Here is a 13,935-nt window from a genome sequence, read left to right as displayed (position 1 = left end):
TATTTTCATAAATGAATGCATATTATACTAACTTAAACTAAAAGGCAGTATAATAAACTCACTTTGTCTAAATAGACTAAGTTTCTTTAAAAAGAGATTAAACTGTAAAATTTTTTACATAAAATTTGAAAATTTGGGAGTGAAAATGGTTGAACATCATGATTTATTGAGATCGTTTAAAGATAACTGTGGTTTTGGTCTTGTTGCCAACATTGACAACAAGCCTTCACGTAAGGTTTTAAATGATGCTATTACTGCACTGGAGCGTATGATGCACCGCGGTGCTGTTGCAGCAGATGGAAAAACGGGGGATGGAAGCGGACTTCTTCTTGGTATGCCGGAAGAGTTTATTCGTAAAATAGCTTGTGAAAATGGAGTAGAGCTCTCAAAGCAGTTCGCCGTTGCATCTGTATTTACAAAAGATCTGAAAAATTTGGATGTTGTTGAGGATATCTGTGCTAACAACGATCTTAAAGTCGTCCTTCGCCGTGTCGTACCTGTTAATACAAATGCACTTGGCGAACAGGCACTGGAAACACTTCCAAATATCATTCAACTTTTTATTGTGCCTAATTCAATTATGGCAACAAACAGATTTGATGCACTTCTGTATCTTTCACGCAAAGAGGCTGAGCATCAGCTTGTTGATGACAAAGATTTTTATATAGCTTCTATGAGTTCACGTGTTCTCTCTTATAAAGGACTTGTTATGCCGACGCATATTAAAGAGTTCTATGAAGACCTGCAAGATGAATCGTTCAAGATATCTTTTTCACTTTTCCACCAGAGATTCTCTACAAATACGCTCCCTGAATGGCGTCTTGCTCAGCCTTTTAGAGCTGTTGCGCATAATGGTGAGATAAACTCGGTTGAGGGGAACCGAATTAATGTCGCTATTAAATCAGAGTCTATTAAATCAGAGGTCTTTTCTGCCGAAGAGATAGAGAGACTTCTCCCAATTTTACAACCTGGTGCTTCGGACTCGGCTTCAGCTGACAACTTTTTAGAGTTTTTGCTTGTCAACGGTATGGACTTTTTCAAAGCAGTTCGTGCAGTTATTCCTTCAGCATGGCAGAATGCTCCGCATATGGACCCGGAACTTCGTGCATTCTATGAATACTTTTCAACTGTATTTGAAGCATGGGACGGTCCGGCAGCATTCTCTGTGACAGACGGCCGTTATATCGGATGTGCTCTTGATAGAAATGGATTGCGTCCTTCAAAATACATCATCACGCATGAGAACAACCTTCTTATCGCATCAGAGTATGGTGTTATTGATATTAACGAAGATGAGATCAAAGAGCGTGGAAGACTGCAGTCTGGCGAAATGATCGGGCTTGACCTTAAATATGGAAAAATTCTCAAATCAAATCAAATAGATGACTATCTAAAATCTTCAAATCCATATATGAAATGGCTTAATGAACATATGATTTATCTGCAAGAGCATGTTGAAGAGCAGTACAGCGAAGCAGAAGCAATGGATGAAGATACGCTTGTAAGAAAACAGAAGTTTTACAACATCACTGAAGAGATCGTCGAGCAGGTAATTGAACCGATGATAAATGACTCTAAAGAGGCAGTTGGATCTATGGGTGACGATACGCCGCTTGCCGCATTCTCTCAAAAACAGAGAAATTTTACAGACTTTTTCAAGCAAAAATTTGCACAGGTGACAAACCCGCCTATCGATCCTATCCGTGAAAAAGTTGTTATGAGTCTCAATACAGGTTTTGGTGAAGTGCACAATATCTTAGATGAAATTCCTTCCCATGCGCATAGACTCAAATCTATTTCACCGATCATTACAAAAGAGAAACTTGAAGTCTTGAAATCATTCGGTGATAAAAAATCACCTTCGTACCAAAGTTTCTATCAAAATGAAACATTTTCTACAGCCTATGAAGGAAATCTTCGAGAAGCACTTGATATGCTTGTCGCACAAATCATTGGTTCTGTGAAGAATGACGGTACACGCATCGTTATTTTGGATGATGCAGATTTTGGACCGACGAAAAAGACAATTCCTATGGCTATGGCGGTAGGACGTGTTAATTTTGCACTTTTAAAGGCAAAAATTCGTCATCTTGTTTCTATTATTGCTGTTACAGGTGAAGTGGTTGATTCTCACTCAGCTGCTGTACTTATTGGTTACGGTGTAAGTGCAATCTATCCAAATCTTCTTTTTGCAACGGCTATCAATCAGTTGAAACGCAAAAAGAACACTGATATTGCAGTTCATGAAGCACTTAAATCTGTTCATACGGCTATTAATGGCGGTCTTTTGAAGATTATGTCAAAAATGGGTATTGCAACAATTGCATCGTATAGAAACTCAGGTCTTTTTGATGTTATGGGACTCTCACGTGAGATCGTCGAAGATTGTTTTGAATCTTCTAACTGCGTCATTCCTGGACTTAGCTATGAAGATATTGATGAAAGATTGGAAAAATTTCATAGATCAGCATTTAAAAATGACGGCTTTAAAAAGATTTTTCCACTTAATATCGGTGGTTTCTATAAATTCTATACAGGTCAGGAACATCATGATTTCGGTCCTGCAGTTATTCATGCTATTCACAAAATGGCATCAAGCGGAAAAACAGAAGATTTTGAAGCATTGAAAAAACTCGTTAACGGTCGTGGTCTGAAGATGATCCGTGATTTCTTAGATATCAAATCAGACAGAAAACCGATCGATATCTCTGAAGTAGAACCAAAAGAGGCAATCTTTAAACGTTTTGCATCGGCTGCAATGAGTTTAGGTTCAATCTCTCCGGAAGCGCATGAGACGATCGCTATTGCTATGAATAGAATTGGCGGACAATCAAACTCAGGTGAAGGTGGAGAAGACAAAGCACGTTTTTCAACTGAGCGAGTTTCCAAGATCAAACAGGTTGCTTCCGGGCGATTTGGTGTGACTCCTGCATATCTTAGAAGTGCAGAAGAGATTCAGATCAAAGTTGCACAGGGTGCAAAACCGGGTGAGGGTGGACAACTTCCAGGGCATAAAGTTACTCCGCTTATCGGCAAACTGCGTCATACGGTTCCTGGTGTTACACTTATTTCACCTCCGCCACACCATGATATCTACTCTATCGAAGATTTAGCGCAGCTTATCTTTGATATGAAACAGGTTAATCCAAAAGCACGTGTTGCAGTTAAGCTTGTCTCTACTGTCGGTGTCGGTACGATCGCAGCGGGTGTTGCAAAAGCGTATGCTGATAAAATCATCATCTCCGGTGGAGACGGTGGTACAGGTGCTGCTCCGCTTACTTCCATCAAATTTGCAGGAAATCCATGGGAACTTGGACTTTCAGAAGCACATAATGCCCTTAAAGCAAATAACTTGCGCGGCCTTGTAGAACTACAAACAGACGGTGGTCTTAAAACCGGACTTGATGTTGTAAAAGCTGCTCTTTTAGGTGCTGAGAGTTTTGCATTTGGTACAGGAGTATTGACGATCGTTGGATGTAAAATGCTTCGTATCTGTCATGTCAACAAATGTTCTGTCGGTATTGCTACACAAAACGAAAAGCTGCGTGAAGAGTTCTTTAAAGGACATGTCGATCAGGTTATCAACTACTTTACGCTTCTTGCAGAAGATGTACGTTCTATTATGGCAGAGCTTGGTTATAAAACAATGGAAGAGATGATAGGTCGTGTTGATCTGCTCAAAGCTAAAGAGGATGAATTTGCGAAGAAATTCGACTTCTCTGCAATATTGCATAAAGAAGAAGGTGTTAATACACATCAGCAGCCATTTAATCCTCCTTTTGATGACAATGCATTTGAAAAAGATGTGCTTAAAGAAGCTTATGTTGCTATTAAACATCCGGAACACCCTATTAGAATAAATCGAGAGATATGTAACTTAAACAGAAGTTTTGGTGCACTTGTCTCTGGTGAAATTGCAGAATATTACGGTGATACAGGACTCAAACCTGATACGATCAAGATCAATCTTGAAGGTGTTGCAGGGCAGGCTCTTGGTGCATTTTTGATAAATGGTGTCTCTATCTACCTTAAAGGTGTGGCAAATGACTACATTGGTAAAGGTATGCACGGAGGTAAGATCATCATTACATCAAAAAATGAAGGTGAAACGTACTCAGCAGGTGGTAATACATGTCTTTATGGTGCTACAGGCGGTAAGCTTTATATCTCAGGAAGTGTTGGTGAACGTTTTGCTGTTCGTAACTCTGGAGCGTTTGCTATTGTCGAGGGGACTGGAGATAATGCTTGTGAATATATGACAGGCGGTGTTGTTGTTATTCTTGGACGTACGGGTATCAACTTTGGTGCTGGTATGACAGGTGGTATCAGTTTTGTATATGATAAAGAACACAGTTTCATAGAAAATGTAAACGGTGAACTTGTTGAAGCGGTAAGAATAGATACCGATGAGGGTGACGAAGCACGACACTACCTCAAACGACTTTTAAAAGACTATGTTGTAGAGACAGGTAGTAAAAAAGCACAGGAATTATTGAATAATTTTAGAGTGGAAGTAAGAAATTTCTGGCTTGTAAAACCGAAAAATTTAACAAAATTACCACTTAACCTAGAGAATGGAGATTAATAATGAGAGAATATTTAACGACTGAAAGAATTGATCCGGAAAAAAGACTTGTTGTTGAGAGAACAAAAGATTTTGGTGAAATTTATGAAGTTTTTGACCGTGATGATGCTGCCACGCAAAGTGACAGATGTATCCAGTGTGGTGATCCGTTTTGTCTTAATAAATGTCCTCTTCATAACTACATTCCTCAGTGGCTCAAAGCGGTAAGTGAAAAAGATCTTGAATTTGCATTCAGACTTTCAAATGAGCCTTCTCCGTTCCCAGAAGTAATGGGAAGAGTCTGTCCTCATGACAGACTTTGTGAAGGAGACTGTACACTTAATGACGGTCATGGTGCCATTACTATCGGTTCTGTTGAAACGCATATCACAGAAGCAGGATTTAAAGCTGGTTATAAACCTGAGTTCCCAGGAATCACTACTGATAAAAAAGTAGCAGTCATCGGAAGCGGACCTGCCGGGCTTTCTGTTGCAACATATCTCTTAAGAAGTGGAATTGCCGTGACAATGTATGAAAGAAGTGACCGTGCAGGCGGGCTTTTAACATATGGTATTCCAAACTTTAAGCTTGATAAGAAAGTTGTCGAGCGTCGTATTAAACTTCTTGAAGAAGCGGGTATGAAGCTTGTGCTTAACTGTGAAGTAGGGCGTGACATTGATTTTGAAGAGATAGCAAATCAGCATGATGCGATGTTTATCGGTGTTGGTGCGACAAAAGCAAAATCTGCAGGAATTTCGGGTGAAAATGCACCGAATGTCTATGCCGCTATGGATTACCTTACAGCTATTCAGAGAAAGAACTTTAATCTTAGCTATGACAAAAAATTCGACTTTAAAGACTTGAATGTTGTCGTTATCGGTGGTGGTGATACTGCGATGGACTGCCTTAGAACTGCTAAGCGTGAGGGTGCAAAATCTGTAACATGTCTCTACCGTCGTGATGAAAAAAATATGCCGGGAAGTAAAAAAGAGTATAAGAATGCGATGGAAGAGGGAGTTGATTTCACTTTCTTCGTTGCTCCAAAAGAGATTATACTCAATGAAGCAGGCCAGGCAGTTGCCGTTGAAGTTGTAAAAACAACACTCGGTGCAAAAGATGAATCCGGTCGTCAGCGAATGGAAGAGGTCAAAGGAAGCGAACACAGAGTCAATGCCGATGTTATTATTATGTCTCTTGGATTTGACCCTGCTGTGCCTTCATTCTTGGCTGAAAACGGAATAGAGACAAATTCATGGGGCGGCATTATCATCAATGAGGAAACGCATGAGACAACAACATCGGGAATCTATGCCGGCGGTGACTGTTTCAGAGGTGCCGACCTTGTTGTAACAGCCGCTTATGACGGTCGTGAAGCGGCACGCAGCATTGCAAATGCTTTGCTCAAATAAATTTTGATGTTAGTATTAATTTGCTATAATACTCTATGATTATAATATAAGGATAATTTTTTGGACTTTCTTAACCTTTTTAAAAAGACATTTGAAAATAAACAACCTGAAAAAGCAGAAGCTGGTTCTCATTGGATAAAATGTAAATCTTGCCACTCTCTTATGTACTACAAAGAGGTTGAGAATCAAAACTATGTATGTCCAAAATGTGGCTATCATATTCGTATCGGCGTTAAAGAGCGTATTAAACTGCTTGCAGATGAAGGTACATTTGTAGAGTACGACGCAGGTCTCGAGCCTGTAGATCCATTAAAATTTGTTGACAGCAAGCCTTACAAAAAGAGAATTGAAGATGGTGAAAAAAAGACAGGAAGAAAATCTTCTGTCGTTGCCGGAAGCTGTAAGATGAATGGTACACCTGTGCAGCTTGTGATCTTTGACTTTGCTTTTATGGGCGGGTCTCTGGGTTCCGTTGAAGGTGAAAAAATTGTACGTGCAGTGAATCGTGCTATAGAAAATCGTGAAGGTTTGATTATTCTTTCAGCTTCCGGAGGGGCGAGAATGCAGGAGTCTACTTTTTCACTGCTTCAAATGAGTAAAACATCTGCGGCACTTGGGAAGCTTTCTAATGAGAACCTTCCGTTTATCTCAGTACTTACTGACCCTACAATGGGTGGTGTATCAGCATCATTTGCAAATCTTGGTGACATTATTATAGCAGAACCGGGTGCACTTGTCGGTTTTGCAGGAGCAAGGGTAATTGAGCAGACAATCGGTTCTGAACTTCCTGAAGGCTTTCAAAGAGCCGAGTTCTTACTCGATCATGGTTCTATCGATATGATCGTTAATCGTAATGAACTTAAAAAGACACTTGCTGATCTTCTTGTACTTATGACAAATAACGACTAATATGCGACTCTATGCTCTATGCGACCAGGATATGCTTGACAAAAAAGGTCTTTCTATAGAGGACTTTTTGCAAAAAGCAATGGAGCATAAAGCAGAGATCATACAATATCGCGCAAAAAATGCAGATATAGCTTTTATCAAGCAACAGCTTATCGCTATTAGAAAACAGTATGACGGATTTTTAATTGTCAATGATTCCTATGAACTTGTAGAGTTCTGTGACGGTGTTCATGTAGGGCAGGAAGATTTGAGAGTTATAGATGAAGACAGCCATAAAGCTGTCAAAATACTGCGAAGTGTTATTGGTGGCGATAAGATTCTTGGAATTTCAACACATAACGAAGAAGAGGTCTTAGAGGCAAACCAAATGGATTTGAATTACATAGGCCTTGGAGCATATAGAAACAGTTCTACAAAAACGGATATATCAGGAGTCCTTGATGATAAACTTGATGACATCGCTAAACTTTCAAAACATTATGTCGCAGCGATAGGCGGTGTCAAACTCGATGATACGTTTAAAAATGTAACCTATCATGTAATTGGCAGTGGACTTGTGTCATGAATATAGAAATAGTCTCTATTGCCAAAAAAGAGAAATCTATCTACGATCCACTCTATAAAGAATTAGAAAAAATGATATCTCGGTTTGCGAAAGTAAAAGATACCGAGATTTTCACCAAAGATGTAACAAAAGCACACACTATTTCCCCAGATGCCGCTCAAAAGGCATATACAAAGGCTTTAGAAGGTTATATTGGGAAAGATTTTTGTATAACTTTGCATCCAGATGGGAAATTAATCGATAGTTTTGAATTTAGTAAGCTATTAAATGATAAAATGTCCGTTAAATTTTTTATCGGTGGAGCTTATGGCTTTGAAGAGAGCTTTTTAAAAAAAAGCAACAGTGTGATAAGCCTTGGAAAAGTTACAATGAGTCATAAGATAGCAAAAGCAGTTTTGTTAGAACAGATTTATAGAGGTTTTTCTATACTTAGCAATCACCCATATCATAAATAAGGAAAGCATACGTGCAAACAAGTGAGTTAAATTATTTCAAAGAGATATTAGAGAGTCGAAAAGAACAGATTCTAAAGAATATCAATAGTGTAAGCAGTGAATTAGATCAAATAAGTAATTTAGAACTCAGCGATGAGGGCGATCATGCTGCTGCTAACAACAACTCAATGGTAGAGAGTGCAATTGTACAGCAGCAGCAGCAAGAGCTGCAAGAGATCGAAAAAGCTCTTGGAAAAATTGCAAATGGTGAATATGGCATTTGTGAAATGTGTGAAGACGATATCGGATTTCAACGCTTAAAAGTGAAACCGCATGCAATTTACTGTATCGATTGTAGAGAAATTGTAGAAAAATCTAACTAAGGAAGAAAAGATGTACATTAAAAGATACTCAATAGCTGCGTTTATTTGGATAGCTTTGGTCGGTTGGTATGTGTATGCATATGTAACTCAAGATAGCATGAGTATTGATATGTTTGGTATCCCCATGCCATCATTGAAAACAGCGTTATGGGTAGTAGTGCCATTAGTGGTTCTCTACCTTGCGAGTGTCTTACATATGGCTTTTTACTCTATGTTAGGTAATTTCAAGCTTCGCGGCTATGAAAAGGATTTTGAAAAAATCATTGATGCTATTATCGACGCTTATTTAGGGAAAAAAAGCAGACACTATACTTTTAAGACTGATCGCTATAAATTACTTGGAACATTGCTTGAAAAGACAACTGTCTTTCCAAATGCAGAACTTATCGGTGCAACAGGAAATGAAAAGATAGACAGAGTTTTAAAAGCTATTGAAGATATCAAAAATGGCGAAGTTGTGGATCTAAAACCATTCAGTCTTTTGCCGGAAAACCCGTTAGTGATTCAAAATGAAAAAAATCGTATGAAAAAAGGTGATGTCTCTGCATCAGATATTCTTTCAAACTGTACAAAATATGCTGATGAACTTTGCCAGTTTGCTTATACAGAGTATGTAAAAACAGCATCACTGCACAATATCTTAAAATATAAAGCATATTTGACAAAAGAAGCTCTTCATGAGATCATGGCACGTATCAATGCAGATGAGCGAACATTGAGTATTTCCAACGAAGAGCTTATAGAACTATTGAATAAATTAGAACTCTCTAAGCAGGATTATATTGAACTTTCAATAACGCTTTCAAAAGGCGGTATGATCCCAGAACAGAGAATGAAACTTTTTGAAATGCTCAGTGAAGAGAAAGAGGATGCAATGGATGCTTATCTCTTTACACTTTTTGATCTAGAGATGCTTGCTCCGGCTGATGAAGTGCTTGAACATTCACAGCCGGATGAATTTCAAAACTTTAAAGCTTACAGAGCACTCAAAGAGTGTGGCAAAAACTTTAGCATATATCTCTTTGTATGATTGAAAATCTCTCCTTCGAAAAACCTCTTTATGTTCTAGCCCCGCTTGCGGGCTTTACCGACCTGCCATTTAGAAGTGTTGTCAAAAAATTTGGAGCTGACTTGACAGTTAGTGAGATGCTCAGCTCAAATGCTTTGGCTCACGGCTCACAAAAAACACTCCACATGCTTGAAAAATCTCCCCTTGAAGACCCTTATTCTGTCCAAATTGCCGGTGCAGATGTTGATATAGTTAAGCGTGCTGTAGAGGTTCTTAACGAACAAGAAGGTATAGATATTCTTGATCTCAATTGTGGTTGTCCTGTACCAAAAGTAGTAGGACACGGCAGTGGCAGTTCGCTCCTTTTAAATCTTCCTCTTATGGGAGACATCATTAAAACTATTAAAGAAACATCGAATAAAGAACTGACGTCTGTCAAAATTCGTCTTGGTTTTGAAGAGAAAAATCATGTTGATATTGCCAAAGTCGTTGAAGACAGCGGTGCTGATTTTTTAGCTGTTCATGGAAGAACACGTGCCGGAAAATTTAAGGCTGCCGTTGATTATGATGCTATTGCCGAAATAAAAAAGGCGGTAAGTATTCCTGTTATCGCCAATGGTGATATTGACTCTTATGAAAAGGCGAAATGGGTTCTTGAACATACCGGAGCTGACGGTGTTATGATAGGGCGGGGTGCTGTCGGTGCTCCATGGATATTTCACCAGTTACGTACAGGTGAAGAGTATGTCAGCCAAGATATAAAGCATGAGATTGTGATGGAACATTTTGACAAGATGATAGAGTTTTATGGTGATTATGGCGTTATACTTTTTAGAAAACATACGCATACTTATTCCAAAGGTTATCGTGGTGCTTCGGCACTCAGAAATCAGGTCAACACTATTGATGATGTAGCTGAGTTTCGAGCACTGCTTGATGACTTCTTTAAAAATAGTGAAATGGCTCTGTAATGTTAGAAATAACTCCCTCAATAAAAAACCTCGAAAAAGACGACATAGCAGATAATTTACTGCACTATGTCTATAACACAAAACATCTGCTCTCTTTGATAAAAAAAGGCATAGATACTGAGGACCCTTCTTATCTCAGTTCCTATCGGTCTTTTGAAGGGGAGGTATACGAAAACTTTTTGTATGAAAAGTTACTGCGCTATGCACAGGATAATGACTATATAACGAAGTTTATACTCAAAGGTTTTCACCAGTCCAAACATAAAGCATATGCCAATACGCTTTCTATCAGTGAAAAAGAACAGATAGTCTATAGAACGAAATCGCGTGAGATATCCGAATTTGATGCTATGTTCATTACTAAGAACAATGAACTCTATTTTGTAGAGATGACACTTGTGAAATCTGTTTTAAAACTTCGCCGTCGTTTACGTAAGAAAAAAGCGCTGTTGGAGATTATTTTTCCAAACTATACAATTAAATCTCTTATTATTCTAAATGAGGGTGCAACGGGTACGAAGCAGTTTCCAGATTATTGTAAAGTATGGTTTACAAAAGAGTTTTCAGCAAAAGAGGTCCTGGAGTACATTACGAAGCTTGACAAGCAAAAACTACAGCCAAAAGATAAACCGCGTTCGAAAAAGATGATAGAAGCCCATACGTTAAAGCTACATCCTTTTAGATACTACAATACTATGAGCTGGATCACTAAAACACTGCGCGCACATAAAAAACACATCATTGACATGAGCTTTTTATATAATTATAAAATTCAACGATATCATGATTTGTACAATAAGTTTTATATCGGTTATTTAAGTCTTGCTGATGCTAAGAAAATCATTAGCATAAAAGATGGTGAGTATAAAGATGACCAGAGAGTAGTGGTTGCGATCGAGAAGAAACATTCTGATGAGATCGTCTTGACATATTATATTCAAACGACCCGTAAAACACTCTATCTATATAGTTTTGATGATCATGGAAAAGAGACAAAAGAGAAAAAAGACCCTTATGGTATCACTGTTACAGAAGTCTTTCATGTTAACAAACTAATGAAAGAGAAATATGAACTCAACCTTCAAAATATCAATACAGTGAAAAAGCTGCTCAAAGAGCGTTTTTTAAAGAGTTCTAAAAAAGGTTCCTAGAACTCATCTGTGTAGCTAAGTGATGCCGCTCTCTCTTTGTATGCCTGTAACGGCTCTTTTTTCTGTGTAGAGTATGAAGTTGCATCTCCTCCATTATTTAAAAAGTTTTCCAACTCTTCATGTCTGCTTTGCAGTATAGATTCAAACTCTTGCTGAGATGTCGGTCTCTCTTCATGAAACTTATCAAGAAGAATATTACTGTTGCCCATCAGTACAAGATAACTCTCTTTTCCAAAGTCAAGCATGACAACGGTGTTCTTTGTATCAATAGATTTTTGAAAACGTATGCTGACCTCATTTGTGCTCTCTGCTTGTTGTACGGATTTTTGATCATTTGCTGCATTAAAAAGCCATGGTGTCTTTTGCTGTTTTGCTGCCTGCGTATTTTTTTGCAGCTGCGCAGGTGTTGTTTTTCTTTTTATGTAAAAAAGAATAAAAATACCAATTATTAGAATTGTGATGACGATATAGTAGCTTCTTGTAAGATTATCGCCTTTTTTTGTCGGTAGTCTACTTAATGAAGTGCTTGTTGCTGCATAGTTTGCTTTTGTTTGTGTCATAATTTGATGATTGGAAGCACTCTTGTTTGTAAAACGAAGTCGTAGTCCATAGCCGTCAGATGTCTTAGATGCTATAAGTTTCACAGATTGTGGAACAGATGCGATTATCTGTGTCTCATTTTTCATAGGCGTAATGGCAACAGATTGTAAAAAACGTGAAGCGACTTTTTTGATCTTTGGTGCTTCAATGGAGGCATCTTCAAGTTTGATGATAATTTTCGATTTTCCTCTGCTTTGTTTAATAATGCCATTGTATGGGGTATCGAAAGTTATCATAACATCGGCTCTGTCAGTTCTGTCATAGATATTATAACTGAGAATTTGAGATGAAAAGAGTGAAAGAGGAAGTAGTAAAAGCAGTAGATAACGCATTACATTCTCTCCTTAGAGAGATAATAAAGAACAGCGGAAGAGTCAAGAACTTCATTGATACGGATAGCAAGATTTTTTTCATAGACCATAACCTCTCCTTTGCCTAAAATTCTACCATTTACATAAGACTCAACCGATTCTCCAGCTGGTTTCTTTAAATCAATTATAGAGCCTTTTTCAAGCTGCAGTATATCATGCACCGTCAGCTCAGTTTCTCCAAGATCAGCAATAAACTCGATCTCCATATCCAGAATTCCAGAATAATCCATCCACGATAATTCGGATTGTGGGTCAAATTCTTCTTCTTTTTTATTTTTCTTAGGCATCTATTTCCTTGATCGCAATTGTAAGTTCATCATTATCGACCTTTATTGTTTTTGACTCATCGACGTCAAAATCGAACGCCCCGATCTTTTCAAATTTGGGCGTTGAGATAGTGTAAGGGTTGTCATTTGTCTCTTCGGCTATAACCTTTGCACTTCCAATGATAAGATTGGCAGTCTCAAGAGTCATATCTTTGAGCGTATCCTCATCACTTTCATCTTCTTCAAGAAAAAGCTTGGAAACTCTCTGCATAAACTCTTTGTCAGAAGCAATATACACTCTGTGCTTTTTATTGTCCTGTGTATCAATATCTATGTAAGCAATAAGTGTTCTCTTTTGTGTTGAACCATCTTCTAACAAATGTGGCTCTCGAATTTGGTGGATACAAAAGTTTTCAGCTGCCTGTTTAATAGTATCTAACATAATTTTCCCTTTTTATAATCAACTGATTATACTTGAATGAAACACAAAGAAAAATTAAACGCTATGTGTGCAAGGCGTATCTTATTCATCTTGGGGTATAATTCCAAAAAAATTTGATGGATTTTTATGCTTGAGTTACTCCTGCTTGGTTCTTTTGTCGGTCTTCTTTCCGGTTTTTTCGGTATTGGCGGAGGAACGATTCTTATTCCTTTGCTTTTAATGCTGGGATACGATACGAAAGTTGCCATTGGCATCTCTGTTGTGCAGATGGTTTTTTCATCGGTCTATGGCAGTTATCTGAACAATAGAAAAGGAACACTCGATGTCAAGATGGTCAGTATTATCGGTATCGGTGGATTTGGTGGTGCTCTTTTAAGCGGTACTTTGGCAGCAATGCTTAGTGATAGAGTTCTAGAGACGATGTTCCTCTCCTTTGCACTTTTTGCACTTTTTAGACTCTTTTTCAAAACACATGAAGATGTGGAAGAGAAACGGCTCCATTATTCTCTTTTACTGCTCATTGGAACAGTTTTGGGTGCATTTAGTATGACTATTGGAGTAGGCGGCAGTATTTTACTTGTTCCTATTTTGGTTGGATTTTTGCATATCTCACTGAAAAAGGCTGTTTCTGCAGGTCTCTTTTTTGTTGTTTTCTCTTCGGTTTCAGGTCTTATCTCTCACGCAATTGAGGGGCATATCGATTATGAAAGTGGTATAACAATAGGTTTGGCTTCTTTGCTGGGTGTCTACATAGGCATTCATCTCAAAGACAAAGTATCGAATACAGTGCAAAAGAGAATGTTAGTCGGATTTTATCTCTTTGTAGTGCTTTATCTGGCAAAAAGAATATTTTTTTAAGGA

At 38.1% G+C, this 13,935-nt stretch carries 13 protein-coding genes; 10 read left to right on the top strand and 3 right to left on the bottom strand.

Going from position 1 to position 13,935, the window contains the following annotated elements:
- Positions 1-145: 145 nt before the first annotated feature.
- From gltB to FM071_RS05505, 9 genes are read left to right on the top strand one after another with little or no spacing between them, the layout of a single operon-like run.
- A complete protein-coding gene (gene gltB, locus FM071_RS05545; protein WP_193109686.1) occupies positions 146-4,585 on the top strand; it encodes a glutamate synthase large subunit in 4,440 nt (1,479 codons plus the stop codon).
- Between the two features lie 2 nt (positions 4,586-4,587).
- The gene (locus FM071_RS05540; protein WP_193109684.1) at positions 4,588-5,973 is read left to right on the top strand and encodes a glutamate synthase subunit beta; all 1,386 of its coding nucleotides are present in this window, start codon (positions 4,588-4,590) and stop codon (positions 5,971-5,973) included.
- A 60-nt stretch (positions 5,974-6,033) separates the two neighbouring features.
- Positions 6,034-6,882, top strand: a complete 849-nt coding sequence (gene accD, locus FM071_RS05535) for an acetyl-CoA carboxylase, carboxyltransferase subunit beta (RefSeq protein ID WP_193109682.1) — start codon at positions 6,034-6,036, stop codon at positions 6,880-6,882.
- Between the two features lies 1 nt (position 6,883).
- Positions 6,884-7,447 carry a thiamine phosphate synthase gene (locus FM071_RS05530; RefSeq protein WP_193109680.1) on the top strand — a complete coding sequence of 188 codons (564 nt, stop codon included), beginning with the start codon at positions 6,884-6,886 and terminating at the stop codon, positions 7,445-7,447.
- Positions 7,444-7,902, top strand: coding sequence for a 23S rRNA (pseudouridine(1915)-N(3))-methyltransferase RlmH (locus FM071_RS05525; protein ID WP_193109678.1), 459 nt, complete (start codon positions 7,444-7,446; stop codon positions 7,900-7,902). Before FM071_RS05530 ends, FM071_RS05525 begins: the two co-directional genes overlap by 4 nt.
- A gap of 11 nt (positions 7,903-7,913) precedes the next feature.
- Positions 7,914-8,264 (top strand): RNA polymerase-binding protein DksA, encoded by a 351-nt coding sequence (dksA, locus tag FM071_RS05520; protein WP_193109676.1) that lies wholly within the window; start codon positions 7,914-7,916, stop codon positions 8,262-8,264.
- 10 nt (positions 8,265-8,274) lie between these two features.
- Positions 8,275-9,294, top strand: a complete 1,020-nt coding sequence (locus tag FM071_RS05515) for a hypothetical protein (RefSeq protein WP_193109674.1) — start codon at positions 8,275-8,277, stop codon at positions 9,292-9,294.
- On the top strand, positions 9,291-10,244 hold the full coding sequence (gene dusB, locus FM071_RS05510; protein WP_193109673.1) for a tRNA dihydrouridine synthase DusB: 954 nt from the start codon (positions 9,291-9,293) through the stop codon (positions 10,242-10,244). The genes FM071_RS05515 and dusB overlap by 4 nt, the downstream gene beginning before the upstream one ends.
- A complete protein-coding gene (locus FM071_RS05505) occupies positions 10,244-11,395 on the top strand; it encodes a hypothetical protein (protein WP_193109671.1) in 1,152 nt (383 codons plus the stop codon). The genes dusB and FM071_RS05505 overlap by 1 nt, the downstream gene beginning before the upstream one ends.
- Here the strand turns inward: FM071_RS05505 and FM071_RS05500 are convergent.
- Genes FM071_RS05500 through FM071_RS05490 form a run of 3 tightly spaced genes read right to left on the bottom strand, consistent with a single transcriptional unit; the run spans position 11,392 to position 13,074 of the window.
- Positions 11,392-12,327: a hypothetical protein gene (locus FM071_RS05500; protein WP_193109669.1), complete on the bottom strand. Its 936-nt coding sequence runs from the start codon at positions 12,325-12,327 to the stop codon at positions 11,392-11,394. The two genes, FM071_RS05505 and FM071_RS05500, sit on opposite strands and share 4 nt — an antisense overlap.
- Positions 12,327-12,653, bottom strand: coding sequence for a flagellar motor switch protein FliN (gene fliN / locus FM071_RS05495; RefSeq protein WP_193109667.1), 327 nt, complete (start codon positions 12,651-12,653; stop codon positions 12,327-12,329). Before fliN ends, FM071_RS05500 begins: the two co-directional genes overlap by 1 nt.
- On the bottom strand, positions 12,646-13,074 hold the full coding sequence (locus FM071_RS05490) for a chemotaxis protein CheX (RefSeq protein ID WP_193109666.1): 429 nt from the start codon (positions 13,072-13,074) through the stop codon (positions 12,646-12,648). The genes fliN and FM071_RS05490 overlap by 8 nt, the downstream gene beginning before the upstream one ends.
- A gap of 126 nt (positions 13,075-13,200) precedes the next feature.
- Between FM071_RS05490 and FM071_RS05485 the strand changes: the two genes are divergently transcribed.
- Positions 13,201-13,932 carry a sulfite exporter TauE/SafE family protein gene (locus FM071_RS05485; RefSeq protein WP_193109665.1) on the top strand — a complete coding sequence of 244 codons (732 nt, stop codon included), beginning with the start codon at positions 13,201-13,203 and terminating at the stop codon, positions 13,930-13,932.
- The last annotated feature ends 3 nt before the right edge of the window (positions 13,933-13,935 follow it).

Source organism: Sulfurimonas paralvinellae (assembly GCF_014905135.1).
In the GTDB taxonomy this organism is placed as follows: Bacteria; Campylobacterota; Campylobacteria; order Campylobacterales; family Sulfurimonadaceae; genus Sulfurimonas; species Sulfurimonas paralvinellae.
This window is presented reverse-complemented; position numbering and strand designations above follow the sequence as displayed.